We start from the raw sequence: 25,905 nt of genomic DNA on the forward strand, positions 1-25,905 counted from the left end.
GAACATGAACATGACCGACAGGTTCAACCCGGCCAACGAGAACGACCCCAAGAGGAAGCTGGCCTACGGCCTGATCGCGCTGGCGTGCGTGATCGCGCTGGGCTTCGGCCTCGACGCCGCCTCGTGCTCCCGCACGGGCACCGCGGGCGACGAGGGCGGCAAGCAGGACGCCACCGAGGCGGTCGATGGCGGCAGCGCCGCCGGGGGCGACGAGCAGGACGGGAAGGAGGCGGGCGACGAGAAGAAAGTCGAGGCGTCGCCGGACCCGTCCGAGACCTCCGGCGTTCGGTTCGAGGGCTTCGACAAGCTCTCGAGCATGACCGCGACCAAGCGCGAGAGCTTCTGCGACGCCGTGGCCTCGACCATGCGCGCCAACGGCTACAAGCTCGACGAGATCACGGTCTCGATCAAGAAGAAGCCCCAGGCCACCGATAACGGCACCGTCGTGTTCATGCGCGTGAAGGGCACCGGCGACTGCTACTCGGCGCATTACGCCGACGGCACCTGGACCGTCTTCCCCCTGCTCGAGCGCGTGGACGGCGTGAACGACGACCTCGCGCAGGACCAGATCGACTCGCGCGCCGACACGGCGGCCGACGCCGACGCCACCGAGCAGAGCGCCGCGGCGCCCAAGAAGACCTTCGCCATCACCGACACCGAGCAGGCCGCCAAGTATATCGGCGACTCCTGCGCCGGCGCGCTCATGGACGCATGGCGCGCGTTCGCCGCGGAGAAGGAGGGCGGCGCCGATGCCGATTCCGCGCTGTTCTCCCGCGACCATGTGACGCACAACGACGACGGCACGGTCACGTTCACCGTCTGGATGCCCTCGAGCCAGAAGACCTACCGAGGCGTGGCCGACATGGCCGCCGGCTCGGTCTCCTTCTCCGAGTAGGGGGGAGCGGCATGCCTACACTCATCATCGCCGAGAAGCCGTCCGTCGCGCGCGGCATCGCCGACGCCGTCGGCGCCCACGAGCGCCGCGACGGCTATATCGAGGGCGGCGGCTACCTCATCAGCTGGTGCCGCGGCCACATCATCGACCTCGACTTCCCCCAGAACTACCCGCAGTGGTCCGGCCACTGGTCGATGTCGCAGCTGCCCATGATCCCGGAGCGGTGGAGGTGGAGCGTCACCGCGCCCGAGCAGTACAAGGTCCTGAAAGGGCTGCTCGACCGCGCCGACGTGGAGCTCGTCGTGAACGCCTGCGACGCCGACCGCGAGGGCGAGGGCATCTTCCGGCGCGTCTGGACCCATTCCGGCTGCAAGAAGCCCGTCCGTCGCTTCTGGTCCACCTCGCTCGTGCCAGAGCAGGTGCGGACCGACCTCGCCCACGCCAAGCCCCTCTCCGACTACGACGGCCTCGCCGACGCCGCCGAGGGCAGGGCCAAGGCGGACTGGCTCGTGGGCCTCAACGCCTCGCGCGCCCTATCGTGCCTCTACGAAGGCTCGCGCCTGTCCGCCGGCCGCGTCCAGACCCCGACGCTGGCGCTGGTCGTCGAGCGGACCCGCGCGATCCGCGACTTCAAATCGGTCCCCTTCTTCCAGGTGGAGTGCTCGGTCGGCAGGACGGCGCACGTGCGCCTCGCCGGCGAGAAGCTGAAGACCCGTCAGGAGGCCGAGCGCCGCGCCCATGCGGCCGTCGGGTCGCAGTGCGCGATCCTGAAGGTCGAGCGCAGGCAGGAGAAGTGCCGCGCGCCCAAGCTCTACGACCTCACCGGGCTGCAACGCGACGCATCGACGCGCGCGGGCCTCACCGCGGAGGAAACGCTGAACGCGCTGCAAACGCTGTACGAGAAGAAGCTGGCGACATATCCCAGGACCGAGAGCCGCTACATCGGCGAGTCCGACATCCCCGAGACGACCCGCGTGCTCTCAGCCATCGCGGTGCCGGGAATCGTCGGCGAGGCCGCCGCGGCCGGGTTCGACGCGTCGCGCTCCGACGTCGCCCGCGTGGCCGACGACTCGAAGGTCCACGGCCACGGCGCGATCCTGCCCACGGCGCTGCTCGACGCCAAGGAGATGGCCAAGCTCGATGGCGCAGAGCGCTCCGTGGCCATCCTCATCTGCTGCCGCCTCATGGCCGCCACCATGGACCCCGCGACGAAGCTCAAGACCAAGGTCGAGGGCGAGATCAACGGAGACGCCTACACGGCCTCGGGAAGCACCGTCACGGACGCTTCCTGGATCGCCGTGGACGAGGCGTGCCGTGACGCGCTTGCGGGCGGCGGCAAGGCCGCCGAGGACGAGGACGACGAGGCGCAGGACATCCCCGCCGACATCGAGCAGGGCGACTCCTTCACCGTCGCCGATGGCGACGTTCGCGTGAAGGACGGCAAGACGACCCCGCCGAAGCCCTACACGGACGCGACGCTGCTGTCGGCCATGGAGCACGCCGGCCGGTCCATCGAGGACCGCGAGCTGAAGGCTGCCATCGAGGACGATTCGATGCACTCGGGCGGCCTGGGAACGCCAGCCACCCGCGCCCGCATGATCGAGAAGCTGATCGAGGCGAAGTACATCCGCCGCCGCGGCAAGACCCTCTCCGCCACCGAGCGCGGCGAGACGCTGATCGACATCGTGTGCGATTCGCTCAAGACCCCCGAGCTCACCGCGAAGTGGGAGCTGTCCCTGTCGCACGTCGAGCGGGGAGAGGGGTCGCTGTCCGACTTCCTCTCCGGCATCGAGGGCTACACGGCCGCGGTCGTGTCCGACCTCGAGCGCGGCTTCGACCCCGCGCAGGCCGCGGCCGTCTCCGGCCGCGAGGAGCTGTGCCGGTGCCCGGCCTGCGGAGCGCCGATCGTGCTGTCGCGCAGCGGCAGGCAGTGGCAGTGCTCGTCGTCGAAATGGGCCGGCAAGGAGGAGGGCTGGCGGCTGCTCCAGGGCTGCGGCGTGAAGCTCAACATCGTCCAGAACGGCAGGAAGCTCACCAAGTCGCAGGCCAAGTCGATCCTGTCGGGAGGGACGGTCCACCTCACCGGCCTGTCGAAGAAGGACGGCAGCGACACGTTCGACACCGACGCGAAGCTCGGAGCGGCGCCCTATACCGGGTTCGTCGAGTTCTGCCGGAGCGAGAAGCCGGGCGGGAGCGCCGGCCGCACGGGCTCGCGGCGTCGCGGCGGGAAGCGGTAGGCCATGGCCGCCGTCACGCGCGACGGGGACGGCTGCGTACCCCTCGCCGAGCTCGACATCAACCCGGCGCTGCGCGCGACCTGCCAGCGCCGGCTCGCCGCGGCGCTCGAGGGGCGCGCCATGACCGCCAGGAAGCTCGCGGAGTTCTCCGGCGTGTCCGAGGCGGTCATCTCGAGGACGCTCCACGGCCAGCGCACGCCCACGCTCGACGCGATCGTGCGCCTCTCGCTGACGCTCAACGTGTCGGCCGACTACCTGCTCGGCCTCAAGGCCTCGCCCCAGGGCGACTACCGGGACGCATCCCAGGGCGGCGCGGGGGCGTAGGAGCAAGGGGAGGTGCGCTTCCCGTTCGGAAAGTCCGGGCGGTCACCGGTGTAGACCGGCAACCGGCTGGGTAACATATCTCAGATTACGGGCGCCGCGCCGGGACCTCCCGGCCGGCGCCAAGGACATGGAAAGGATGATGCCGAGATGAAGCATGCAGGCAACGGCGGGCATACCGCCCGCGCGAAGCTCGGGCGCCTCGGGGTGGGCGCCCTGTCCATCGTCTTCGCCTTGAGCCAGGCGCTCGGCCTGGTCGCCCCCGCCGTGCCGAGCGCATGGGCGGAGGCGGCGGCAGAACCCGAGACCGTCACCGTGACCCTCGCCGCAGGCGATCACGGCCGGCTCGCCATCGCCGGCGAGGACGCCGAGAGCGACACGGTCCAGGTCGACAAGGGGTCGAACGTCACCGTCGAGGTCACGGCCGACGACGGCTGGTTCGCCGACTCGATCACGACCTTCGGGACGGACGGCTCGGCGGCCTCCAAGGTCGACGTCGTGGACGGGCGCGCCACCTTCAAGGCCGAGACCGACACCACCGTGACGTGCGCGTTCTACGAAGACGGCTCCAACGGCTCGGCGGCACTCGAGGCCGTCGCCACCGAGGCTTCGGCCAAACTGGCCAAGGAGGCCTCGGACAAGGCCTACATCAAGGCCAACCTGGACGAATCGCTCTCGGGCCTCGACAAGTTCGAGCGCCGCGACGTGCTGACCGTCACCACCACCACGATCGATTCCGCCAAGGCCGCATCGCCGACGCTCGACGGCCTGTGGGCCGACGCGGACGGCGACGGCATGGGCGACTACAGCGACGCGCTGAAATCCAACGCCGTGAGCCATGCCGTGCTGTACGACCTCGACGACTCGTCCGACTACCTCGTGGGCCGCGCCGGCTCCGACATCTCGGGCGCGACGCTGGCCGACTGGGGCGCCTCGGAGAACAACGCCGACGCCGCCATGCGCCGCGGCTTCAAGTTCGACGCGGCCACGGGGCTCGTGTACGTGCCCAAGAAGTACACGGTCAAGAACTCTGCCGGCGAGTACAAGGTCGCGTCCTCCCGCATCCAGCTCCTCTACGCCACGTCCGACAAGGGCGCGGTGAACACCTTCCCCGTGAAGGTCGAGGCCGAGAACGTGGACGGCCGCGCAGCCAAATCCGGAACCGCCTCGGTCGACGTCTCGTCCCCCGACACCCAGATCGCGCTCGCCCGCGACAAGGCCGCCCGCAAGTCGATCTCCGACGCCACGATCGAGTCGGTCACCGTCAACGGCATCGAGTACACGCGCGACCTCGATATGTGGACCTATGACAAGGACACCGGCACGCTCGACATCCTCATCGCCGCAGCCGGCGTGCGCAGCGTCGACATCAAGCTCGCCAACGATGCCGAGAAGAACGTCGGATCGTGGCTCTCTTCCCTCGCCACCGAGGCCTTCGCCGGCAACGTGAACAACATCGGAACCTGGGAGTTCCAGTCCGCGCCCTGGGCCGGCATGTCCTTCCATACCGCCGGCCACAACAAGTACACCGGCGCCCGCACCGGCGCCACCCTGCCGGCGGTCGAGAACCCGTCCGGCGGGCGCTACGAGGCCAAGACGATCTACCAGGCGCTCGGCACGCAGAACGTCGACGTCTCCGCCCTCCAGTCCGGAGCCTGGTCCATCGAGCGCTCCTGCACGATCGCCGCGCAGACGGTCTCCGGCGTGACCATCCCCAACGCAACGAGCGTCGACCTCACCTGCGGACACGTCGGCGTGAACCCCTCCGGCCAGCTCGACGCCTCCTACAACCAGGCCGTCCACACCGACGACGACTACGGCCAGACCGTGCGCATCGCCGCCGTCAACGGCGACGAGGCCATCATCGGCGTCACCGTCCCGACCACCTTCACGCAGGCCGGCGCCGGCTTCTTCAAGATCAAGTGGAAGCTCAACAAGGTCCGCTACACCTTCTCCAAGTGCTCGGCAAACGTCTCCATCACCGACGGCAACTCCGAGTACTCCGTCGAGGGCGCCGAGTACGACATCTACCGCTCCTCCGACAACGCGCTCGTGTCGCATATCGTCACCGACGCATCTGGCAATGCCGCACTCGACCTCGAGCCCAACCAGGCCTATTACGCCGTCGAGACCAAGGCGCCCGCGGGCTATACGCTCCACAAGGGGCATATCGCCTTCAGGACCGGCAACTCCGCCGGGACCGAGCAGCTGAAGGACGACCCTGGCACGGTGCGCATCAAAATCAATAAGAAGGACTCGGCTACGCTCGGCGGGGCACAATCCGGCGCTTCGCTCAAGGGTGCCGAGTACTCGATTGCATCCCTGTCATCGCCCTCATGGGGACCCGTGACCGTCACAACCGACGAAAACGGTTATGCGGTTATTCGCGATGTTCCCCTTGGAGAGCTGACTGTAACCGAAACCAAAGCACCTGCCGGCTACAAGCTGGACACTACTGTTCATAAATATACGATTAGTCGCGATGACCCTCGCGCAGAAGGCATATTTGAGCTCGAGCCTGAGAACGACTTCTCCGAGAACCCGATTTCGTTCGATATCGAGATCGCCAAGACCAAGGGCGGCGAGGACGACAGCTGGGAATCCGACGACGGCCAGGGAAATGCCGCGACGGGCGTCCAATTCCAGATCATCTCGAATACCACCAATGAGGTCGTCGGAACCCTGACGACCAACGATGCCGGCTTCGCGTCCACCAAGGACGCGGCCACCTGCGACGAGATCTCCGTCTCCGAGGCCAAGACCGACGACCCGGCGCGCCCGTGGTTCGGCTCTGGCAAGCGCAACGCCGGCATCTCCGGCGCCGTGCCCTATGACGCGGCGGGCTATACGATCCGCGAGGTCGATTCCACGGTGCCCGAGGGCTTCGACCATGTGGACGACTGGACGATCTCGGCCGACGACCTCGTGGACGGCACCACGAAATACTACTCCGTCATCGACAAGACGCTCAACAGCCGCATCCAGATCGTCAAGACCGATGCCGAGACCGGGAACACCGTGCCCCTCTCCGGCTTCAAGTTCCAAGTGCTCGACTCGAACGGCGAGACCATGAGCTTCGCCGACCCCTACGACGTCAACGGCACCGTCGACACCTTCACGACCGACGACGCCGGGCAGGTCACGATCCCGCAGCGCCTCAAGTCCGGCAAGTACTCCATCAAGGAGGTCTCCGCCGTGGCGCCCTACACCGTCAACGGCGATGCAGTCGGCTTCGAGGTCCCCAAGGACTACAAGAAGGCCTCCCCCGTGACCGTCATCAAGGTCTCAGACAAGCAGGCGAAGGGCAAGGCGACCATCACGAAGACATGCTCGCATGACGGCGAGGCTCTTCAGGGCGCAGAGTACGACGTCGTGGCGCAGCAAGACATCGTGTCCCCCGACGGCACCGTGCGCGCCGCGGCCGGAGACGTCGTCGACCATGTGAAGACCGGGCAGGACGGCCGCGCCACCACCAAGGAACTCTACCTCGGCAGCGGCTCGGTGGCCTACGCCTTCATCGAGACCAAGCCCCCCTCGGGCCATGTGATCGACGAGACGCCCGTGGCGTTCACCCTCTCCTACAAGGACGGCGCCACCGCCGAGGTGAAAGCCGCATCCGACCAGTCCGACGCTGCGGTGAAGTTCGAGGTCGATAAGACCGTCATGGGCGCCGACACGCCGCTTCCCGGAGCGAAGTTCCAGGCCTGGAACACCGACGACGAGATCTCGATCGGCAGCGCCGCCGGCAACCTCGCCGTGCGCGCCGAGGCCGGAAGCGAGGTCTCCATCAGGAAGGCCGTATCCACCGCAAACGTCAAATCCGAGGCCGATGACGGAACCTCCCTCGTCCTCAAATCCGCCGACGGCCTGGAAACCCAGCTCGGGCCCGATGCCATCGATATGAAACCCGGTACGTACACCCTGACCGCCACCCAGGACGGCAAGACGCTCGAGGGAGCGGAAGTCGAGATCGAGGCCGGCAAGGCCTATACCGCCAAGGTCGCGGGCGGCCTGCTCGGCAATCATGCCGTCCTTTCCGACGACGGTTACGCCATGCCCGCCATCAAGCTCGCCTGGTCCGAGGCCAATTCGGCATACGTGGCCCTCGACCTTGGGCTCGGCACATACGACCTGACCGTCGCCGGCAAAGCCGCCGGACAGGTCGAGATCGACGGGGACGGGCCGACCTACATCTTGGTCAGCGGCGGCCGCGCCCGCCGGGTGCCCGTCCTGCTCAAGGAGGGCAAGAGCGCCACAGAGGGCGTGACCGGCGCCGACGGCTCGACTGACTTCCTGCACCTCGCGCCCGGCACGTACCGCGTCGCCGAGATCGAGGCGCCCGCCGGATACGTCGAGGCGCCGGGGATCAAGACCTTCACCGTCGGCGCCGACGGCCGAATCGATGGCCGGGACTCCGGCCAGGCGGCCTTCGAGGACGACTACACCAAGGTCCGCATCTCCAAGCGCGACATCACCGACGAGTCCGAGATCGAGGGCGCCAAGCTCACCGTCACCGATTCCGAGGGCACGACCATCGACTCATGGACCTCGACCACCGAGGATCACGAGATCGATGCGCTCGCACCCGGCAAGTACACGCTCACCGAACAGCGCACGCCGACCGCCTACGACCAGGCCGAGAGCATCGAGTTCGAGGTGAGGAAGACCGGCGAGGTCCAGACCGTCACGATGTACGACTCGCCCATCTCCATCAGCGGCGAGATCGACAAGCGACAGGAGATCGCCGACCCCACCGCCAAGGACACCGATGCCAACGGCGACGGCCTGAACACCGCCGAGACCAAGGCATCCGATGACGGCTCCTATGCCTACACCATCGACTTCCGCTCGACGTCGAACACCTGGACCGACGAGTTCACGGTCGAGGACGACCTGACCGCCGCCGTCGACGGCCGTGCTCAGCTCACATCGATCACCACGCCGCAGGCCCTCGAGGACTACGACGGCAAGATGAACGTCTGGTACAGGACCGACAAGACGCCCGATGACCACGTCGACGAGTCGAGTGCCAACGCAACCCTCACCGACGGCCATGAGAACCCCTGGCTGTCCGACGAGGCCACCGCCTCCACCCTTGGTGAGGACGGCCGAGCCGTCGACTTCACCGGGTGGAAGCTCTGGCGCGCCGACGTGCCCACGACCGAGGCCACCGAGCTCGCCGTGGCAGACCTCGGCCTCGAGGAGGGCGAGCACGTCACCGCGATCCGCTTCGAGTACGGCCGCGTGGAGCAGGGCTTCACCACCCGTGACGGCGGCTGGGACCGCGAGGGCATCAAGGACGTCCATGACGACATCGCCAGCGCCGAGGACACCGCCGCCGAAAACGGCTCCCATACCGACGATTCCGGCACGGGGACCGGGACGGCCTATGCGCCCGCCATCGTGCGCATGAAGGCCACCGACGGCTACACCGCCGGCACCTCGCTCGACAACTACGCCCGCGTGGACCTCACCCGCAACGGCGGCGGCGACGGCCTCGAGGACCATGACGAGGACCAGGTGACCCAGACGGCGAAGGCCGTCACGGCGCCCCCGACCAACCTCGACCAGACCGGCCGCAACGTCATCATCGGCCTCGCCGCGACCCTCGCCGCCGCGGCGGCGGCAGCCGCGGCGCTCATCTACCGCCGCTGCCACGCCTATCCGGACCCCGCTCCCGCAGACGGCGAGGATGACGGATATGAGGAAGACGCGCGCGAGCGCGAATACCGCGACGACCGCTATACCGACGGTTACGACCGCGACCCCTATGGGTACGATGACGGATACCGGGACAGCTACCGCGACCGCTACTGAGAACAGGGCCCGATAGATAGCCCTCGACCGGGGCCCGACGCATATCCGCGCCGGGCCCCTTCGCTTGACATCCCCAAGGAGACCAGCTATATGAAGTCAAGGCCTGGATAGAGAATCCTTAAGAAGTTTTAGGTGAGCAAGTTTTATTGGATTTTGCACTTTGACAGCTGAATATTGAATGCTTTTAGGCGCAATGAGCCGAGACCCCGCAGGGTTTGCGCGGAAAGAGGTGCTGGCAGGTCTTTAGCCCCGCGACTCGAACGGGGCTTGATCGCGCAGGATCGCATAGATGATGTGGCAAAGCTTTCTGGCTACGGCCATCACGGCGACCCTGTGGCACTTGCCCTCGCTTCTCTTCTTGTCGTAGAAGGCGCGCAGGCCGGGATCCAGCCGATATGCCCCTTGGGCTGCAAGGTAGAGCGCCCGCCTCAAGTACGGCGAGCCGTGCTTCGTGATCGATCCGCCTTCCAGCTCGAACTTCCCGGACTGGTTGACAGACGAGTTGATGCCGGCGTAGCTCACGATGGCGGCGGCGTTTTTGAACCTGGAGACGTCTCCTATCTCGGCGACTATCTGCGCGCCCGTCGTGGTCGATATCCCCGGGACCGTGAGGATCAAAGGCTCGATTGCCTCGAGCAGCACGGCTATCCTCCCGTCAGCCTCGGCGATGCGCGCAAGCAGAAACCCGATCTGGGAGATGTAGGATCTGATCTCGAAGGACGCGGCCTCGGAGCCGAGGGTGAACCCGATGGAGGCTTTGGCCCGCTCCTTGATCTTGGCCGCTTGCCTGGCGCCGCTTCTGCCATGCGACGCCTCCGTTACGATCTTCTCGAGGGTGGATTCCCGCACGCGGGCGATGTCGGCGGGGAGGGGGCACTTGGCGAGCACCGCAAGCGACGCCTTCCCGAACATGTTGGAGAAGATGCCGTCGTACTCGGGGAAGTAGGTGTCCATGAGGCATACGACATGGGTCTTCACGGCCGCGATCTGCTCTTTGAGCGACTGCCGGTAGCGCGTGAGGGTCTTCAGGGACTGCAGCTCGTCTGTGGCGAGCGCGGTCTCGTCGAAGTTCCCGATTCGCAGCGTCTCGGCGATGACGACGCTGTCGATGCGGTCGTTCTTGACCTTCGAGAGGCTCTTGAGCCTGCGCACCGCCTTCACCTGCATGGGGTTTATCACGGCCACGCGGTAGCCGCAAGACGTCAGGTACGAGAAGCAGGCCTGCCAGTAGTGGCCGGTGGCCTCCATGCCGACGACCACGTCGTCTTGCGTCTCGGCGACGCCCTCGAGCCATGCGACGCACCTCTCGAAGCCCTCCTTGGAGTTCTTGAAGGGCATCGGCTTCGCGACCTCGTCGCCCGTCTCGCCCACGGCGCCGACCACGTGGTCCGCCTTGGCGATATCCACGCCTGCATAGATCATCGCGGCATCTCCTCTCTCCGGTTGCCATGGTGGGGCCTCTGCCTTGTCCGTCCAGGACCGCAACCTCCCAAAAGAGACCCGAAGTGGGCGCCCGCCCCTTCATCCAGCTAATCCGCGGCCTCGCCTGAACGGGGCAGGATGCCACCCTCCTTGCCGAGATGCGAAAGCTCTCACACGCCATGACGGCATCCCTGCCCACCAGTCACTGCATTGCACCTAAGAGCATTCAATAGAAGGCTGAAAAATGCAACGTATTTAATGTAGGAGACGCCCATGAAATGCCGACAGCGACGCCGGATTAAACCGCTCGACATCCTTCTTGCCGCCATATGCGCCGTGTCGCTCACAGCCGCCGCCCTCATCGGATGGACGATCTTCCATCAGGACGCCGTCTATAGGGAACTCTCCATCGATGTCGAGGCGGATGCCGGCGACGGCATCGACTGGGACGGCCTGCGCGCGCGCAACCCGGACATCGCCGCATGGGTATCCGTCGAGGGCACCCCGGTGGATTTCCCGGTGGTCTCGCCCCGGGAAGGCGACCCCAAGGGGTTCTATCTGAGCCATGACTTCGACCGCAACTGGTCGTTTTCCGGGTGCCCCTACCTCGACCCGCGCTGCGGGGCGGACGGGCGCCATGCGCTTGTCTACGGCCACCACCTCAACTTCGACGGCGAGATGTTCACCTACCTGCGCGACGCCTGGCGGCAGGAGAAGTTCGATACCCTCGGCGACATGCGCTGGTCGACGCCCGCCGAGGGCACCGTGAGCCTCCACCCGGCGTTCTCGATGTCCGTCGACAAGAGCTTCGCCGACATACAGATGTTCGACTTCAACGGGACCGCGGAGCTGCGCGCCTGGCTCTCGGCCCTCTCGGCGCAGGCCACGGCGAAGGCGGACGGCTGCGACGCGCTTTGCGCAGGCGCCAAGCGCGTCGTCACCCTCGTGACCTGCTCGGCCAACTTCGCGGGCGGCCGCGCGAGGACCCTCACGGTATTCGTCGGCTGATTTTTCCGACAAACATGTCACACCATGGAAAAGAGGCACAAAAGAGGGGATAAAAACGGGTATAAAAAAGGTAAGAAAGCGATAAAACCGCTTCCCATCTCGATAAACGCACTATCGGAAGGAGGTGCCGAAATGGATGGAAGCGCCAAACTGCCGCCGCCCGCGCCGGTGGGCATAACCGAACTCAAGAACAACTTCGCCTCGATCGCGAAGCGGGTGCACGACACGTCGGTGCCCTGCACCGTGCTCAAGCAGGGCCGGGCATACGTCGCCATCGTCCCCGTGGACCCGGGATACAGGACAATGGGAAAATACGCCTGCAACCAATACACGAGGGTGCTGCGCCGCCTGTTCACGTTCTGCCGGAACGCCCACGACCACCGGATCACGTTCGTGCTCCGCCGGCGCAACGAGGACTACGTCGCCATCGCGCCGCTCGATCCTCCCGATACCGAGGACTGAGCACATAGTAAAACCCGAGGGAAAGGATCGACCCATGCTGCCCACCATCATCATCGGAGCGCTCGCGCTCGCAATCCTGTGGCCCTTCATCAGGCTGGGCTATGAACTCATCAAGCTTGCGGGGTCGCTTGTCCTGCTCGTCGCCTCATGCGCGATCGGCGCCGTCGCCCTCATCGGGCAGGGTGCCTTCCATCTCATCTCGGCCTGCCGCCGACACGCGGGAACGAAGAAGGACGACACCGTGCCGCCGACGGCGGCGAACAGCGACCGCGCCCCCATGCTCCCGGAATATTCCTCGGTGCGCTAGGACCGCACCGGAGGGAACCGGCCAAACGAAAAACCGAACAAGCATATATCTTGAAAGGACCATGCCATGAAGAACAACCCGATTGAAAAGATCCGCGACCTCCTGGCGGAGCCCGAGGCGCGCCGCAAAGCGGCGATCTGCGCCGGACTCGCCGCCGCGCTCGCCGTCGGCGGCGCCGGAATCGCCATCGCATCCAACCGACCAGAGCCGATCGACAGCACGCCTTCGGCCGTAGAGAAGGCCGGCGCCGAATCCGTCGCCCCCGCCGACATCGCCAAGATATGCCCGACGCTCACGCTCGACGGGCAGGACGTCGGCGCCCCCGCCGACGAGGTCACCGTCACGACCGGCAAGGGCCGCGTCTTCGTGACGCAGCGCGCCGGCGACGATGCCGCCGCGACCGTGGACTCCACCGCCCGCCGCAGCGCCGCGCTCGCCCGCTCGCTCGACGGATGCGAGACCGGCGGCAAGACGATCGAGACCGTCACCTGGGCCGCGGTCGACGAGGGCGGCAACGTCCAGGTCGCCGTCACGAACTCGCCCGCCGCAGCGCCCTCCGGCGGCACCACCGCGGAGGTCGTCAACGGCTCGGGCGGGCATGTGATATCCGACGGCGTCTGGAACTCCGACGGCGTGCATGACGCCGGCTACGAACAGAACGCGGGAACGGTGACCGATTCGGCCGGCGGCAAGATCGAGGCCGGAGCCGCCCCCAAGGCAGACGAGGGCGACAAGTCCGAGACGGCCGAGGACGGCAGCGCGAAGGCCGACGATTCCGGCGCCAAGGCGGACACCAAGTCCGATACCAAGAAGAACGACTCGAAGGGCAACGCGGCGACGCAGGCGTCCGGCGGCTCGTCCTCGAGCTCGTCGGCATCCGGCTCCGCGCAATCCCAGAAGAAGTGGGTCCCCGAGCAGGGGCACTGGGAGACCGACTACGGCCAGGTCTGGGTCCCGAACGTCGTGTACGTGCGCCACGGCCGCTTCATCTGCAACGCCTGCGGCGCGACCTTCGACTCGAAGAACGGATTCTATGCCCATAGCGACGCGATGTATGCTCAAGGTCAGAACCATGATGGCTACACCGACGACTCATATACCACAAGCGAGGACCAGGGACATTACGAGCAGCAGGCGACCGGTAGGCACTGGGTCGTGGATGTGGCCGGGCACTGGGAGTAGACGGGTCTTCGTAACGGTTCGCGCGCCGGCGCCCGCCGTGCGATAAAATGACGGCAACGCCATAGTCAATTAAGCAACGATCGGAGCCAGATGATGGACAGCAGGCAGCCCGAGCTCTCGCGGCTCACCCTCATGTGCAGCGACCACGAGGTCGCCGAGTTCACCTGGAACCATGACCGCCAGGCCGTGACCGGCAAGACCCACGTCCTCGATGCGGCGCATGCCCCCCTTATGGCGACCGACCCATCGGGCAACATCACGCGCGACAGGCTCTCGAGCTGGTTCAAGAACAGGGGCATCCCCGATTTCCGCCCCGATGCCGCGGACCGCCTTCGCGCCGTCGGCTACCCGTCGGCCGCCTCCCTCATGGCCTCTGGTTTCGGCGCATCGCTGTCCGACCAATATTGGATCCGCCCCGCCGGATCCGCATCCACATGGCGCGACGTAAACTGCTTCGAGAACGATTTCAGCGAAGAGCTCGGCGAGCTGCTTCTTCCGCACGACGCCTCGTCGGTCCCCTCCCTCATCGAGAAGATCAGGGGCAACGCCGACCTCCTCGCCTCATCGCCCGATGCGGCCCTGAACGGCAACCTGCCGAAACGCTGGACGATCGAGGGCGGGCAGCGGATGCTGGTCAAGTCCGGGCGATCCTCCGGCAGGTTCCAGGAACCGTTCAACGAGAAGATCGCCAGCGTCCTGTGCTCGCGGCTGCTCGACGAGGGCGACTATGTCGCCTACGAGCTCGAGGATGGCGGCTTCATGAAGTGGACCTCCCGCTGCAAACCCATGACCGACCAGGTCACCGAGTTCGTGCCGGCCTGGGCGCTGCTCTGCTCGTCGAAACGCCCCTCGGACCTCGGGCTGCACGATTTCTACGTGTCCGCCTGCGCCGCCCACGGGCTCGACGTGCGCGAGGACGTGGAGAAGATGCTTGTCATCGACTACCTCATGGCGAACTTCGATAGGCACTGGAACAACTTCGGCGTGCTCATCGACAGCGAGAGCAGGGAATGGCTCCGCGCGGCGCCGGTGTTCGACACCGGCGAAGCCCTCTGGTGCGACCGCGAGCTCTCCCAGCCCTTCGACGGCTACACGACCCCGCGGGCCGGCATGATGCGTCCCTTCGCCCGCAAGATCGACGAACAACTCGGCAGATATTGCCGCAACCTGTCCTGGTTCGACCCGTCCGGGCTCAAGGGCTTCTCGGAGGAGGCCTGCGACATCCTCCTCGGCAACCCGTTCATCGCCAACGAGCGCGGCAGAATCGACAAAATCAGGGAAGCGATCGACCTGCGCGCCATGATGCTGACCAGGCACGCCCATGAGATCAGCGGCGGGCGCGGGTTCATGGTTCCCGACATGGGCGCCGTTTGCGCGACCGGGGCGGCGAAGCGGACGGGGCTCCATCTGTAATTCCCAAAAATCGAGCATCGTGCCCGCATATCGGTATGAAACGCTTCCCGATTGGGAAAAAGGGTTACAAACTTCGGCCCGCGGCCATACCGTGGTCGAATACCCCTCACCGCTTCTCACCGAAAGGGCCTCTCAATGGGAAATATGAAATTCGACGGCGCGGACGTCACCTTCGAGCTCGACGGCTACGACGCCCTGGTCGAGCGCGTCCGCTCCAAGAAGGTCAACTGCAAGATCAACCCCTCCGACCTCCCCAGGCTCTACGCCGTCATGGATGCCGAGCTCGAGGGCAACGAAGAGCTCGCCGCGGCATTCGCCGAGGCGCAGGAGGCGGCGTTCGGCGAAGCCGTGCTCACCGTCTGGGCCGAGCGCATCAAGAGCTTCAAGGACTCCTTCATCCCGGTGTTCGGCGAGGCTTGCAAGGACGCCGCGTGCCGCTTCGGCTTCTCCAAGGACGGCAACAACACCTTCAAGTCCGCGGTCGACGCCTTCGCGGCCAACATCTGCGACCTCTACGGCGCCGCACCCCAGATCGTCGACGGCTTCTGCGAGTTCCTGGCGCGAAACGCCTGCCTCGAGTTCGACGGCTACGCCGCCGACATGCCCGTCCCCTGCCAGCTCTACGTGGCCGAGGGAATCTCGAAGATGGCCTACCAGCAGGCCATGAACAGCGTCCGCGGGTTCAAGCTCGACACGGACGCGTCCGTCGAGTTCGCCGACAAGTTCATCAACGACAACGTCACGACCCCCGACAGCTTCATCCACCTGAACGACGCCTGCATCGCGATCGAGAACGTCAAGGCCGCGACCTCGACGCCCAGCGTCCCCGAGGCGTCCGTCAAGTTCGCCGTGACCCAGGCGGCCTTCGAGCACAAAACCGTCGACCACTTCGACGACGCGCTCCGCCCGGTATACACCGACGAGACCGATGCCGAGTTCGAGGACGCGGTCGATGCGGCGCAGGGCCTCGACGCGGATGCAACCGGCATCATCGCGCGCCCTGATACCGATCACCCCGCCCGCCCGGACGAGGCGACGTCGGCCCCGGTCCAGCCCGAGACGTACCGACAGGACGATTACCAGGACGCCTACCAGGGAGAGGGAGAGGGATATGCCCGACCCGAGACCCATGGCGACATCCGCGGGCAGTACGGCCCCTATGGCCAGGACGCCTACGGCAGCACCTACAAGCAGGGCTACTAGGCCCATCTGAACCTCTGGAAAGGCAGGGTCGACTCATGGCGGACGCACCCCCCGCAGCGTCGGGACAACGCTCGGTCACGCTCGATATCGGAGCAATCGGATCCGGGCTCGGTGACGGCATCGATATCGAGGAGGCGTATCGACTCGTGGCAGCTGCTATGGAAAACGACGCGGAGCTCATGGCGGCGGTCGGCGCCGCCCGCGAGCGCGCGGTCGAGACGGTGAGGGGCAACCTCGCCGCCAAGTCCGCCCGCGGCGGGCTCGAGGAATACCGCCGCGCGCTGGACGCCGAGTTCGAGGGCACCATCGACGCCCTGACGGCATCGATGGGCATGACGGCATCGCCCGACCAGAAGAACACCTTCAACTCCGCGTTCGACGCCTTCGCGGCCGCCAACGCCTCCATCTACAAGAGCAGCGCCGACTTCCGGCGCGAGTGCGTCGACCTGCTCGCGAAGCGCGCCCTTGCCGAGCTCGGGAGCCCCGTGCCCGCCGATTTCGATGCGCAATCGCGCATCTCGGACTACATCGGGGAGCTCTCACGCGAGCAGGCCGCCAAGACGATCTCCTCGCTCCACGGCCTCAAGGTCTCCGAAGTTCTCGCCGCCGGGCGCAAGCGCATCGCCCAGGCCCTGGGCGAGCTGATGCGCCGCCTGCGCGCCGTCCCCAAACCCGCGAAGGCCACGGCCGAACCGCGCCAGGCGTCCCCGGCGCCCGCCCCGGCAACGGCGGCGGCTCCGGTGCCGCGCGAGGCCGGGCTCGAGTCCGCAGTCGAGCCGGCCGAGGCAGCGCCCGCACCGAAGCATGCGGCGGCGAAGCCGGCGGCCGCGGCGGACGACGAGCGCCTGCGAGACCTCATCAACGGCATCGGCACCTCGCTCAGGTCCGGACTCCCGGCAGGCACGCGCGGGCGCCACGCCGCCCACGCCAAGGTCGCCCTCGACGAGATCGACGAGCCGGCCACGGCCGACAACATCGTCGAGTTCAAGCCGCGCGACGCCGAGCGCGAGAGGGAGCGCAGCGCGGCGATCGACTCGCGCGTTCCGGCCGTCCCCCCGGCGCGCGTCGCCGCGGCGGCGGGCGCTGCATGCGCGAGCGCCGCGGCGCCCGTCAGGAACTACTCGCTCAACCTCAGGTAGCGTCTCCTTTCCGTCAGCCCCCGCTTCCCGTTCGGGAAACGGGGGCTTTCGCATACCCAAAAGACGACGCCCGCCGATACGATTGCCTGGAATATCAACTTTCCGTCGAAAGGGGAAGCCATGCCGGACAATGATGACCTCCGCATGAACCAGAACGAGACCCTTAACTGCAAGCTCGCCCTTATGGGCGTCTGGACGGAGGCGTGCCGCGAGGCCGCCGCATACTTCGGGGTCAACCCGGACGGCTCGGGCAACTTCTCGTCCGTCACCCAGGCGCAGGCGGGCTCGACCGCGGGCACGCTCGCCGTGGACGGGATCTCGGCCGACGAGATGACGAGCCGCCTGGCGGCGTCGCTCGTCGAGCACTTCCCGGACAAGACCGACATCATCACCGGCGACCCGGCCGCGGCCAAGGCCTACGTCAAGCAGTACGTCGTCGACCTCGCCAACCACCAGGCGCTCGCCCAGGCGCGAACGAACAGCAAGCTGTTCCACAAGCAGCTCAACCGCGCCGCCGTGGGCCTGGCCGATGAACACGGCCCGTACGCCCCCGTGCCCGCCGCCGAGGAGGAGTTCGACATGTGCGTGCCCCTCATGGACGGCACGATCGAGGAGAACAGCGAGGAGGTCGCCGAGTTCAGCCGCGAGCTCGACCGCACCGGCATCCGCTACAAGTTCAGCGAGCTGGCCGCCGCCGGATCCGCGAAGGTGCAGACCTGCCTCGAGTTCATGTCCCGCGACATCAAGGCCGTCCAGGCCGCATGCACCCGCGCGGCCCAGAACATCTCGGCGCGCGGACGGGCGTTCGCCGACAAGGTGAAGTGCGTGCCGTTCGTGCTGTCCGCCGCGGCGCAGGGCATCTCGGACGCCGTGCGCGACGCCGCCGAGCTCATGGGCAAGGGCTATGAGGAGATCAAGGCGGCGGCCGCCAAGGACCCGCGCTCGGTGGCGGCGGCCGCCAAGCACTGCGCCGACGCCACGGCGAACGTGCCCACGCGCCATCTCCCCAAGGCCTCGCACGGCGCGCACATGGGCTAGACATTTCAGACGAGACAACGGCCCGGGAGGCCATAATGTTCAAGACCTGTAGCGACCCGGACTTCAACTGGGTCCACTGCCTTTGCGATTCGGCCACCTGGGTCGTCAAGGAGCCCGGCAAGCCCATCGGCTTCTTCTACTCGCGGCTGTTCGACGATGCGCTCTCGCCGTCGGGCCTCGGCTTCGCCGTCGACGCCTTCCGCATCGACGAGGACGGCACGCTCGACGACTTCTACAGCGATATCCTCTGGGACTACGGCGCGGCCGACGAGCTGATAGCGGCCTACCCCAATAAGTTCAGCTGCGCGGTGCGATGCGACGGGCTCAACCCGTATGACATCCCGACGAGCTGGAGCCAGGGCAAGGGCGAGCGCTACCGCGCGCGCGACACCGTGCTCGCGGCGGTCGATATGCTCACCGACGAGGCCGACGAGGCCGGCATCGACGCCTGCCCCGAGTTCTACCGCAACGACTACATCAGCATGTACCTCAAGACGCAAGGCCTCGGCGAGCGCGTGAAGGTCGGCGGCGCCGAGGCCTTGCGCTTCTCGGTCGTCTCGACCGACTGCTCATGCGGCGACGACGAGAAGGGCGACTTCGAGACCCTGGGCGAGGCCATGAGGGCGGCCAAGAGGTTGGTCGACGTCGAGGGCTATGAGGGCGCCGCGGTCTACGACCGCAAGCAGGAGGCCTGGTGCGCGGGATGCAACGTCGCGACCGTCATGGACATGAACGGCCCGGCATCCGTCACGCATCCGTTCTGGACGATCACCTGCGAGGCCGAGAAGAGGGAGCCCGCACAGCGGGCCGCCGCGCTCGAGCGCGCGCAGGCCATCGACCGCGCCAAGGACGCCGCCGCGCGCACGGCGCGACCTAGCGGCGCGCATTACCGTCCCCGCCGCGCACAGTAGAGGGAAGCATAAACGACAACCATAGAAAGGAGTCCAGCGTATGGACGACTATGAACCGTGGCTCACTCCGTGCGATCCCGATTTCGACCCGGAAAAGTGCGAGAGCGCCTACGCCCTGTGGGCCGTCAAGGAGGAGGGCGAGCCTGTCAAATTCCTCGAGGCGAGCATCACGGACAACCTGGACTATCCGTCCGGATATTGGTTTTTCTGGAGAACCATATCGTTCAGCGAGGAGACCGGCAGGCTCATCGAGGGCGAATGGGGCGGGGCTGGCGATATCTGCCGTGCCGACTATGTCGCGGACATGGTGCTCCCCGGCGGCGCCGTCTTCGCTCGGGTCCAGGGCGAACTCGACGACGGTATTCCATTCGATTGGGAGGTACGCCGCCCCCTGGACGATTGCGCGAAGACGAGGGCGGCCGAGGCGATCCGCGCCGGGATCCTGGCGCTGCCCCTGAGCGCATCCGCGTCGATCGAGGCAATACCCTCACCCTATAAGATCGACGTCTCCATCGTTCACGGTGGCACGCTCACCCACGACATGGCCCGCAACCTCCTCGTCTCGGCGGAGCACTACTATCGCGACAGCGCGCTCTGCGGGCTGCTCGACAACTGGAACGGCCTCGCCGTCGCGCAGCGGGCCCTGCTCGTCCAGACAGCCAAGTCGATGAGGGAAGACTCGCCCGACGAGGCGTTCGCCTCCCTCTCCCGCGCCATCGCCCTGATCCGCGCGACCGACGAGCGCGCCGGCGACGTGTCCGACCACACGCTCGCGCACAACCTCCTCATCTCGGGGTTCGAGGAGATGGAGCGCGACAACACCAAGCTCATCTCGCGCCAGATCTCCGAGGGCCGCCTTGACATCGGCGAGATCGCGAGGGCCTTTGTCGGCGCGATGGGGCGTAAAACGGGCGCCGCGCTCGATGCCGCGCTCGAAGGCAAGCATGCCGGATGCTACAGCCGCGACGTCGATGCGCTCGTATTCACCGATGACGATATCGACGACTATGCCAACATGATCGAACACGGCCGCCCGGACCTCGATTTCATCCAGTGCCGCGAGATCGCGTCGCAAGCCGTGACGGACTGGAACAACGGGCACGCCATGGACGGATTTACCGAATTCCTCTACGACTACTCCGATGAGCATGCGCCCGCCGAAAGCGTGAAGCAGGGCGGCGGCATCAGGCATTGACGCATCCCCGGGGGCGTCAGGGATGAAGCCTGATTCCCCCCGATGCCGCTCGGCTGGCCGTCGCGGCGGCCGCCTCTCGGGCGGCCGCGCGCATCGCCGCCGGGGTGGGCAGGCCCATCTCGGAGCGTTTCGCGTACACGGCCGAAAGCGAGCGGCCGGTCTCGGCCGCGATCTGCTTCGGCGATGCGGCGTAGTCTCGCAGCCGGCCGATCTCTTCCGCCGTCCACCTGGTCCGGCAGATGCCTCGGCGCGAGCGCGCCGCCCTTACGGCCATCTCGGTCCGCCCCGTCGCGGCGGCCACATCCGCGGCGGCAAGCGACCTGTCGGCGAGCAATTCGAGCTCGGCGTCCGTCCAATGGCGATATCCCGCGGCGTCAACCATCGCAGCCCCCATCCTCGTGTAGCAAAGTCTCGAGACTCATACCCATTGGGGGCCCGGCTATTTCAGCGCTTCCCGTCCGGGAAGCGCTTTTCTATCGGCTCGCGGCACGGCAGTCTTCCCGTTCGGGAAACACCGTGGTGCCGCCCTAGCGGTGCGGGTAGCATCGTCGGGGAAGCACCTATCCGCCATCTGCCTCCTGGAGCTGATCTGTATGGCTAAGCATGAACATGATTTCCGCGACGGCTTAGACGTCTGCGTGGGCAACTACGGGTATTACAACGAGGGCGAGCTTCACGATACCTGGATGCGCCTCCCCATGGACCCCGATAAGATCGAGCCGTGGCTGCGCTCCCATGGCCTTTTCGATGAGGAGCACGAGGAGATATATATCTCGGACTACGATGCGCTGCCGTTCAGGTGCCCGGAGGTGTTCGATGAATACGCCCACCTTGACGAGCTGAACGTCCTCGCCATGCAGCTTACGCTCCTTCCCGACGGGGCGCTCGAGCATATCGACGCCGCCGTCGAATACGGCGAGTCGCTGAACCACCTCGATGAGCTCATGAACCTCGTGGCGCAGGCGGACGATCTGCCCGTATACGACTACGAGTATGACGAAATGCATGTCGAGGACCAGTGGCACGAGACCTGTCTCGAGCGCTCGACGCCGGAGGAAAACTACGCATACACCGTCCTCGACGGCGATTCCGAGTTCTGGGCCCTCATGAACCGCGGAAACGGCGAACTCCTCTACTGCTTCGACTTCAACCGCTACGGCGAGATCGCCGTGAACAACGGCTACGTCGACCTGTGCGAGACCTGCTATGTCGACAAGCGCGCCGACTGGCCGGCGCTCGACGAGTACTCGTTCGAGGAGATCAGGGACGAAACCGTGGCCGAGTGGCGCGCGCACATCGCCGAGGGCGTCGTCGAGAAACCCGTCACGCCGACCGACCTCGCCCGCTCCGCCAGCGCCGCGGCGGCGACGAGCGCCGTCATCGCGGCGTCCGCAAACCAGACGGCGCCGAAGCTGTAGGGAGGACCGCGGCCATGATGTTCAGGGATATCAACCAGTCCTCCACGATGGCGCGCTCGGCCTACCCCGACGGCAACGGCGAGCTCACCGACTTCAACCTGTTCGCGACCAAGTACGACGCCGGCAAGCCCTCCATCGCCACCGACGGCCTGCCCTCCGAGCTCTCCTACCAGGTCAGAACCGCCATACGCCGCGCGGTGGACGAGCTCGGAATCAACGTTCCGGAGGCCGCCGTCGTGCTGAAGTACCCGATCCACTTCTACTACTCGGACGCGAGCGCGGAACTCACCGGGGTGCTCGCCCTGCCCGGCGCGGTGGCGATCCTCGCGCTCGACGGGTTCGTCCCCAAAGAACAGCTCGCCGCGCCCGTCATCGGCGACATCTCGAGGCTGCGCGAGACGGTGGACGAGCTGCGCCGCCGCGGCGGACTCGAGCCGCTTCCCGTTCGGGAAACCATCTATACGCACACCGTACCCGAGGGTACAGTCGTGGCAAATCAACGCCCCGCCGCCTACCGTGCGACGGGCAGGAAGAAAGGTACCGCCATGGACCAGGAAAAGTACGACAACGAGGTCAGCATCAAGTTCCCCGCGAAGTGGTGCCGTGTCACCGACGCGCAGGGCAAGGACATCGTGATCGAGAACGGCAAGAAGACCGAGACCTGGCCTGCCGTCCTCTGCACCATCCCGACTGGTACGGACATGAACGGCATCGACATCTCCGGCTACAAGTTCAAGACTTTCCGCAAGCCCTGGACCGAGTCCGATATCGCCAACGGCAAGGGCACCACGGTCACCGTCAAGAAGGACATGCCCGTCCATCTGTTCAAGTACGACGAGAACGACCAGCTCAAGACCCTCGATGCCGACCCGTTCGAGCTGTCAAAGGCCGTCAAGGCCGCGCGCGAGGCCTACAAGGCCAAGATGAACGCCGAGGCGCCCAACCCGCAGTCCCAGGCCGCCGCAGCAGTCGCCGCCGCCCACGGCACCGCCGAGCAGAGCGGCGACGTCGCGCAGGCCGCCAAGCTCTAGCCCGCGCCCGCGGCCTCCACAACCCGTACCGGAAGGGCGCCCGCGCACCGTACCGCGGGCGCCCTTCCCTGTCTTTGGATGTGATGGAATATGAAAAGCTATATCGAGCCGTTGAACGCCGCGGATGCGCTGGACGTGCTCGACCTCTACGGGATCGATACGCCCGGAGCCTTCTTCTCGAGCGAGCATGAGGGCTGCGTCGAGGTCGAGCTGTCCGGCCACACGGCCCTCCTCGAAACGCCGGAGAGCGTCGCGATGCTGTTCGGGCATGATGCCGCGACGGCGCTCTGCCAGCACTCGAACTTTCGCAGGGACGCGGCCGAGATCATGAGCCGGGCGCTCGACCTCGACGATTTCCTCTACAACGTCTACAGCGGCACCGCCTTCATCCCGGACAAGGCGCCGGACGGCGAGTTCTTCGGGTTCCATGTCGCCCATACCCCCCTCTCGGCCATCCTCGAGGACGATATCGACCCGCTCTCGCCGGATGTCTGCGACTACGGCCTCGATCCCATCAGCGAGACCACCGAGGACGCCGCGGTCGGATATTTCGACCCTGCCGGTGCGGTCGATGATGAAAAGTTCCTCACCTCGGCCGATTGGGCGCTGTGCGATATCGAGTCCAGCGTCCTCACGGCGTTCGGAGCCGGATGCAGCCCCGAACTGGCAGGGTGGACGCTCGGCAACGCCGAGAGCGTCGCCGAGACGTGCGCCTCGCTCGGGGTCGATATAGCCACGGCCCCGGCGCCCGACAACCCCGCGCGCGTCGCCGCGGCCGCCAAGGCGGCCACGAAGGCAACAACCCACGGGGTGGCCGCCGCGGCCGGTAACCGGCTGTGACCGGTTTTCCCGGGCCCGCGCCGAGGCGGGCCCGCACGACTATAGATCCCGACCCATTGGAGCGACCATGAGCACCTATAAAGAGCAGGATATCGAGAACCTGCTGGCACACCTGCGCGAGGGCATCGCATCCGATTCCGTCCTGGCACTCGCCGACGATATCCGCGTCGACTGCGAGGGCGCCGGGGACGGCGAGTCGGTCTGGATGCACCCGGTACTTCCCGGGGCGCGCTACGGCAAGGACGACAAAGTCATCTACGACCCGTTCGATACGCTGCCGGGGCGGTCCCTGAAATCCTCGGGCGGGCTGCCCATGGTCGAGTTCTACCTCCACCGCGGCGACGACCGCCCCGATGCGACGCGCAACGTCAAGGATATGGAGCCCCTGCCGTATCTCATCGGCCGCTACTACATGAAAACGCTGCTCGCCGACCACCTAGACCGCGGCATCCTGCTCCAGGACATGCCGCGCCTGGCCCTCTCGGCCGATACCGTGGCCGATGTGCAAGACGCCCTCGCGAAGGCCGTGAGGGCATACGCCGCCGCATGCGACTTCGAGATCGACGGCGCCGACGCGGATATCGCGCGGTGCCTCGCGCAGGGCGGCGGACGCGCCGCCGGCGCCAAGGTCTCGGCGGTCTACGTGCCCGTGGGCGACCTGCCGCGAGAGACGACGGTCTTTCCCGACATAGCCCGCGCGGCGGCCTCCATCGGCCTCGAGGATCCCGAAACCGAGACCCTGGCAGAGTACGGGGGCGTCACCGTGTCGCTGGTCCGCGCCGCCGATGCGGAGGGCAGCGAGCTCAAGCCGAACCGGGCGTGGGCGCGCGGCGGGGCGACCGAAATCGTCCGCGGCGGCTTCCTCGTCATCGCGACCGACGGGGACGGCGAGGTCGTCGACCTTCCCAAGTGGGCGATCGAGAGCGCCAAGACGCGCTTCGCCGACCCCTCAACGGGCCCGTTCCAGGCGTCCGCCGAGTTCATGAGGGAAGTTCGGCGCGGCCTCGGCGAGCAGATCGAGCAGGCAGGACGAACGCCTTCCGACATCGCCGCGCTGGCATCGCAGCTCGCCGCGAAGCCGGGAGACGACGGCGGCGCGGGCGGTAAACGCATCTGAAAAAATAATCGGGCCCGGCGCGGCGCGGATGTATAGATTCGGGTTTGCAAGGGTATCAATTTTGCAATCAGGCCGCTGCCGGCTATCCAATCATCACCCAAACGCATCGCCGCGGCCTGATATGCGGGAGGAGGCGGCAAAATCCGGATCGCCATCCGAGTTTCGACCGCCCCGCCACCGCATTCGCCAGAAGGGGCGCCCGATGCCGGCATACGCTGGTGCGGGCGCGGCAAGTGGAGAAAACAGGACATCGCAGGGGGGACCGTATGCAGCGAGGCTCCGACAACGAACGGCGCGACAGGACCGAGATGCAGCGACAGCGCGACCGCGACTACGCCAAGGAGCTGTGCGCGTCGCGCCTGGCGTTCACGCTGTCGAGGACCGGCACCTCGAAAGAGGACTACTGCCGCGCCGTCGGCATATCGAGCTCGACGCTCTCGCGCATCCTCAACAGGCAGACGCTCATGTCCACCTCCACCCTGATCGAGACCGCCAGATATTTCGAGGACACGAGCGTGTCCTGGTTTTTGGGACTGTAGGAGGACAATTGAATCCCATCGATATGATCAAACGCTCAGACATCGAACCGTATGAGCTGAGGCGTATCGCGTTTGGTGCCATCCTGACCGCGTTACCGTCCGCCATCTTCCAGCTGCAAAGCGCCGCGTCGGTCATCCTGTCCTGCCCGACAGACTACTACTCTCCAGCGTCGGCAGCGTGGTTTCTGACCAGGGGCTGCCTGGGCGCCGTGTGGGTCCCGGTCATCCTGCTCATCGCCGCCGGCATCGCCTGCAAGGTACGGAGCCGCGCCCTCGACCTCGGCATCGCCGCGGTCCTTTTCGCCCTCACGGTCCGCACCGCCATCCGCCTGGACCCGTATTCCATCGGCTACCTCGCCACCGCTTTCACCTGTTTCGCCGTCTCCGGCCTCAAGGAGGAGTAGATCGCT

Annotated in this window: 22 protein-coding genes; 20 read left to right on the forward strand and 2 right to left on the reverse strand. The window is 66.6% G+C overall.

Annotated elements, in window-relative coordinates; genetic code table 11:
• The first annotated feature begins 4 nt into the window (after positions 1 to 4).
• From C1878_RS06305 to C1878_RS06320, 4 genes are all read left to right on the forward strand, one after another.
• Positions 5 to 895, forward strand: a complete 891-nt coding sequence (locus C1878_RS06305) for a hypothetical protein (protein WP_114554670.1) — start codon at positions 5 to 7, stop codon at positions 893 to 895.
• Positions 896 to 906: 11 nt separating this feature from the next.
• Positions 907 to 3,132: a DNA topoisomerase gene (locus tag C1878_RS06310; protein WP_114557730.1), complete on the forward strand. Its 2,226-nt coding sequence runs from the start codon at positions 907 to 909 to the stop codon at positions 3,130 to 3,132.
• 3 nt (positions 3,133 to 3,135) lie between these two features.
• Complete coding sequence (locus C1878_RS16985) at positions 3,136 to 3,456, forward strand: helix-turn-helix domain-containing protein (RefSeq protein WP_015760270.1); 321 nt, start codon at positions 3,136 to 3,138, stop codon at positions 3,454 to 3,456.
• 147 nt (positions 3,457 to 3,603) lie between these two features.
• Positions 3,604 to 9,270 (forward strand): SpaA isopeptide-forming pilin-related protein, encoded by a 5,667-nt coding sequence (locus tag C1878_RS06320; RefSeq protein ID WP_114600842.1) that lies wholly within the window; start codon positions 3,604 to 3,606, stop codon positions 9,268 to 9,270.
• A gap of 243 nt (positions 9,271 to 9,513) precedes the next feature.
• On the opposite strand, the gene C1878_RS06325 is transcribed toward C1878_RS06320, so the two are convergent.
• A complete protein-coding gene (locus C1878_RS06325) occupies positions 9,514 to 10,692 on the reverse strand; it encodes an IS110 family transposase (protein ID WP_114600843.1) in 1,179 nt (392 codons plus the stop codon).
• 273 nt (positions 10,693 to 10,965) lie between these two features.
• On the opposite strand from C1878_RS06325, the gene C1878_RS06330 reads away from it, so the two are divergent.
• The 10 genes from C1878_RS06330 to C1878_RS06375 all read left to right on the forward strand — a co-directional run bounded on the left by C1878_RS06330 (position 10,966) and on the right by C1878_RS06375 (position 20,550).
• Entirely contained in the window at positions 10,966 to 11,700 is a 735-nt protein-coding gene (locus C1878_RS06330) for a class B sortase (protein ID WP_114513428.1), read from the forward strand.
• Positions 11,701 to 11,832: 132 nt separating this feature from the next.
• Positions 11,833 to 12,162, forward strand: coding sequence for a type II toxin-antitoxin system Phd/YefM family antitoxin (locus tag C1878_RS06335; RefSeq protein WP_015760267.1), 330 nt, complete (start codon positions 11,833 to 11,835; stop codon positions 12,160 to 12,162).
• 34 nt (positions 12,163 to 12,196) lie between these two features.
• Positions 12,197 to 12,469: a hypothetical protein gene (locus C1878_RS06340; protein WP_035585892.1), complete on the forward strand. Its 273-nt coding sequence runs from the start codon at positions 12,197 to 12,199 to the stop codon at positions 12,467 to 12,469.
• 66 nt (positions 12,470 to 12,535) lie between these two features.
• Positions 12,536 to 13,651, forward strand: a complete 1,116-nt coding sequence (locus C1878_RS06345; RefSeq protein WP_114513427.1) for a hypothetical protein — start codon at positions 12,536 to 12,538, stop codon at positions 13,649 to 13,651.
• A gap of 90 nt (positions 13,652 to 13,741) precedes the next feature.
• Entirely contained in the window at positions 13,742 to 15,064 is a 1,323-nt protein-coding gene (locus tag C1878_RS06350) for a hypothetical protein (RefSeq protein ID WP_227109926.1), read from the forward strand.
• A 135-nt stretch (positions 15,065 to 15,199) separates the two neighbouring features.
• A complete protein-coding gene (locus C1878_RS06355) occupies positions 15,200 to 16,267 on the forward strand; it encodes a hypothetical protein (RefSeq protein ID WP_114600844.1) in 1,068 nt (355 codons plus the stop codon).
• Between the two features lie 35 nt (positions 16,268 to 16,302).
• A complete protein-coding gene (locus C1878_RS06360; protein WP_114619894.1) occupies positions 16,303 to 17,406 on the forward strand; it encodes a hypothetical protein in 1,104 nt (367 codons plus the stop codon).
• A 120-nt stretch (positions 17,407 to 17,526) separates the two neighbouring features.
• Entirely contained in the window at positions 17,527 to 18,444 is a 918-nt protein-coding gene (locus C1878_RS06365) for a hypothetical protein (protein WP_015540163.1), read from the forward strand.
• Positions 18,445 to 18,479: 35 nt separating this feature from the next.
• Positions 18,480 to 19,355 (forward strand): hypothetical protein, encoded by an 876-nt coding sequence (locus C1878_RS06370; RefSeq protein WP_114552129.1) that lies wholly within the window; start codon positions 18,480 to 18,482, stop codon positions 19,353 to 19,355.
• Positions 19,356 to 19,395: 40 nt separating this feature from the next.
• Positions 19,396 to 20,550 carry a hypothetical protein gene (locus tag C1878_RS06375; RefSeq protein ID WP_114600846.1) on the forward strand — a complete coding sequence of 385 codons (1,155 nt, stop codon included), beginning with the start codon at positions 19,396 to 19,398 and terminating at the stop codon, positions 20,548 to 20,550.
• A gap of 16 nt (positions 20,551 to 20,566) precedes the next feature.
• Here C1878_RS06375 and C1878_RS06380 read toward each other — a convergent pair whose 3' ends face one another.
• Positions 20,567 to 20,932, reverse strand: coding sequence for a hypothetical protein (locus tag C1878_RS06380; RefSeq protein WP_035585885.1), 366 nt, complete (start codon positions 20,930 to 20,932; stop codon positions 20,567 to 20,569).
• Positions 20,933 to 21,143: 211 nt separating this feature from the next.
• On the opposite strand from C1878_RS06380, the gene C1878_RS06385 reads away from it, so the two are divergent.
• The 6 genes from C1878_RS06385 (at position 21,144) to C1878_RS06410 (ending at position 25,899) form a co-directional block, all read left to right on the forward strand.
• The gene (locus C1878_RS06385; protein WP_035585884.1) at positions 21,144 to 21,968 is read left to right on the forward strand and encodes an antirestriction protein ArdA; all 825 of its coding nucleotides are present in this window, start codon (positions 21,144 to 21,146) and stop codon (positions 21,966 to 21,968) included.
• A 14-nt stretch (positions 21,969 to 21,982) separates the two neighbouring features.
• Positions 21,983 to 22,999, forward strand: a complete 1,017-nt coding sequence (locus C1878_RS06390; RefSeq protein ID WP_114600847.1) for a hypothetical protein — start codon at positions 21,983 to 21,985, stop codon at positions 22,997 to 22,999.
• A gap of 90 nt (positions 23,000 to 23,089) precedes the next feature.
• Positions 23,090 to 23,839, forward strand: coding sequence for a hypothetical protein (locus C1878_RS06395; RefSeq protein ID WP_114600848.1), 750 nt, complete (start codon positions 23,090 to 23,092; stop codon positions 23,837 to 23,839).
• Positions 23,840 to 23,906: 67 nt separating this feature from the next.
• Entirely contained in the window at positions 23,907 to 24,956 is a 1,050-nt protein-coding gene (locus C1878_RS06400; protein ID WP_114600849.1) for a hypothetical protein, read from the forward strand.
• Between the two features lie 266 nt (positions 24,957 to 25,222).
• Positions 25,223 to 25,495 (forward strand): helix-turn-helix domain-containing protein, encoded by a 273-nt coding sequence (locus C1878_RS06405; RefSeq protein WP_114557284.1) that lies wholly within the window; start codon positions 25,223 to 25,225, stop codon positions 25,493 to 25,495.
• A 23-nt stretch (positions 25,496 to 25,518) separates the two neighbouring features.
• Positions 25,519 to 25,899: a hypothetical protein gene (locus C1878_RS06410; RefSeq protein ID WP_233789627.1), complete on the forward strand. Its 381-nt coding sequence runs from the start codon at positions 25,519 to 25,521 to the stop codon at positions 25,897 to 25,899.
• Positions 25,900 to 25,905: the final 6 nt, after the last annotated feature.

Source organism: Gordonibacter sp. 28C (assembly GCF_003339845.1).
Lineage (GTDB): Bacteria > Actinomycetota > Coriobacteriia > Coriobacteriales > Eggerthellaceae > Gordonibacter.

What these genes read in the sequence shown, in the direction of transcription:
- C1878_RS06305 (WP_114554670.1), top strand. Translation starts at nt 5, where the DNA reads ATGAACATGACCGACAGGTTCAACCCGGCCAACGAGAACGACCCCAAG.
- C1878_RS06310 (WP_114557730.1), top strand. Translation starts at nt 907, where the DNA reads ATGCCTACACTCATCATCGCCGAGAAGCCGTCCGTCGCGCGCGGCATC.
- C1878_RS16985 (WP_015760270.1), top strand. Translation starts at nt 3,136, where the DNA reads ATGGCCGCCGTCACGCGCGACGGGGACGGCTGCGTACCCCTCGCCGAG.
- C1878_RS06320 (WP_114600842.1), top strand. Translation starts at nt 3,604, where the DNA reads ATGAAGCATGCAGGCAACGGCGGGCATACCGCCCGCGCGAAGCTCGGG.
- C1878_RS06325 (WP_114600843.1), bottom strand. Translation starts at nt 10,692, where the DNA reads ATGATCTATGCAGGCGTGGATATCGCCAAGGCGGACCACGTGGTCGGC.
- C1878_RS06330 (WP_114513428.1), top strand. Translation starts at nt 10,966, where the DNA reads ATGAAATGCCGACAGCGACGCCGGATTAAACCGCTCGACATCCTTCTT.
- C1878_RS06335 (WP_015760267.1), top strand. Translation starts at nt 11,833, where the DNA reads ATGGATGGAAGCGCCAAACTGCCGCCGCCCGCGCCGGTGGGCATAACC.
- C1878_RS06340 (WP_035585892.1), top strand. Translation starts at nt 12,197, where the DNA reads ATGCTGCCCACCATCATCATCGGAGCGCTCGCGCTCGCAATCCTGTGG.
- C1878_RS06345 (WP_114513427.1), top strand. Translation starts at nt 12,536, where the DNA reads ATGAAGAACAACCCGATTGAAAAGATCCGCGACCTCCTGGCGGAGCCC.
- C1878_RS06350 (WP_227109926.1), top strand. Translation starts at nt 13,742, where the DNA reads ATGATGGACAGCAGGCAGCCCGAGCTCTCGCGGCTCACCCTCATGTGC.
- C1878_RS06355 (WP_114600844.1), top strand. Translation starts at nt 15,200, where the DNA reads ATGGGAAATATGAAATTCGACGGCGCGGACGTCACCTTCGAGCTCGAC.
- C1878_RS06360 (WP_114619894.1), top strand. Translation starts at nt 16,303, where the DNA reads ATGGCGGACGCACCCCCCGCAGCGTCGGGACAACGCTCGGTCACGCTC.
- C1878_RS06365 (WP_015540163.1), top strand. Translation starts at nt 17,527, where the DNA reads ATGCCGGACAATGATGACCTCCGCATGAACCAGAACGAGACCCTTAAC.
- C1878_RS06370 (WP_114552129.1), top strand. Translation starts at nt 18,480, where the DNA reads ATGTTCAAGACCTGTAGCGACCCGGACTTCAACTGGGTCCACTGCCTT.
- C1878_RS06375 (WP_114600846.1), top strand. Translation starts at nt 19,396, where the DNA reads ATGGACGACTATGAACCGTGGCTCACTCCGTGCGATCCCGATTTCGAC.
- C1878_RS06380 (WP_035585885.1), bottom strand. Translation starts at nt 20,932, where the DNA reads ATGGTTGACGCCGCGGGATATCGCCATTGGACGGACGCCGAGCTCGAA.
- C1878_RS06385 (WP_035585884.1), top strand. Translation starts at nt 21,144, where the DNA reads ATGGCTAAGCATGAACATGATTTCCGCGACGGCTTAGACGTCTGCGTG.
- C1878_RS06390 (WP_114600847.1), top strand. Translation starts at nt 21,983, where the DNA reads ATGATGTTCAGGGATATCAACCAGTCCTCCACGATGGCGCGCTCGGCC.
- C1878_RS06395 (WP_114600848.1), top strand. Translation starts at nt 23,090, where the DNA reads ATGAAAAGCTATATCGAGCCGTTGAACGCCGCGGATGCGCTGGACGTG.
- C1878_RS06400 (WP_114600849.1), top strand. Translation starts at nt 23,907, where the DNA reads ATGAGCACCTATAAAGAGCAGGATATCGAGAACCTGCTGGCACACCTG.
- C1878_RS06405 (WP_114557284.1), top strand. Translation starts at nt 25,223, where the DNA reads ATGCAGCGAGGCTCCGACAACGAACGGCGCGACAGGACCGAGATGCAG.
- C1878_RS06410 (WP_233789627.1), top strand. Translation starts at nt 25,519, where the DNA reads ATGATCAAACGCTCAGACATCGAACCGTATGAGCTGAGGCGTATCGCG.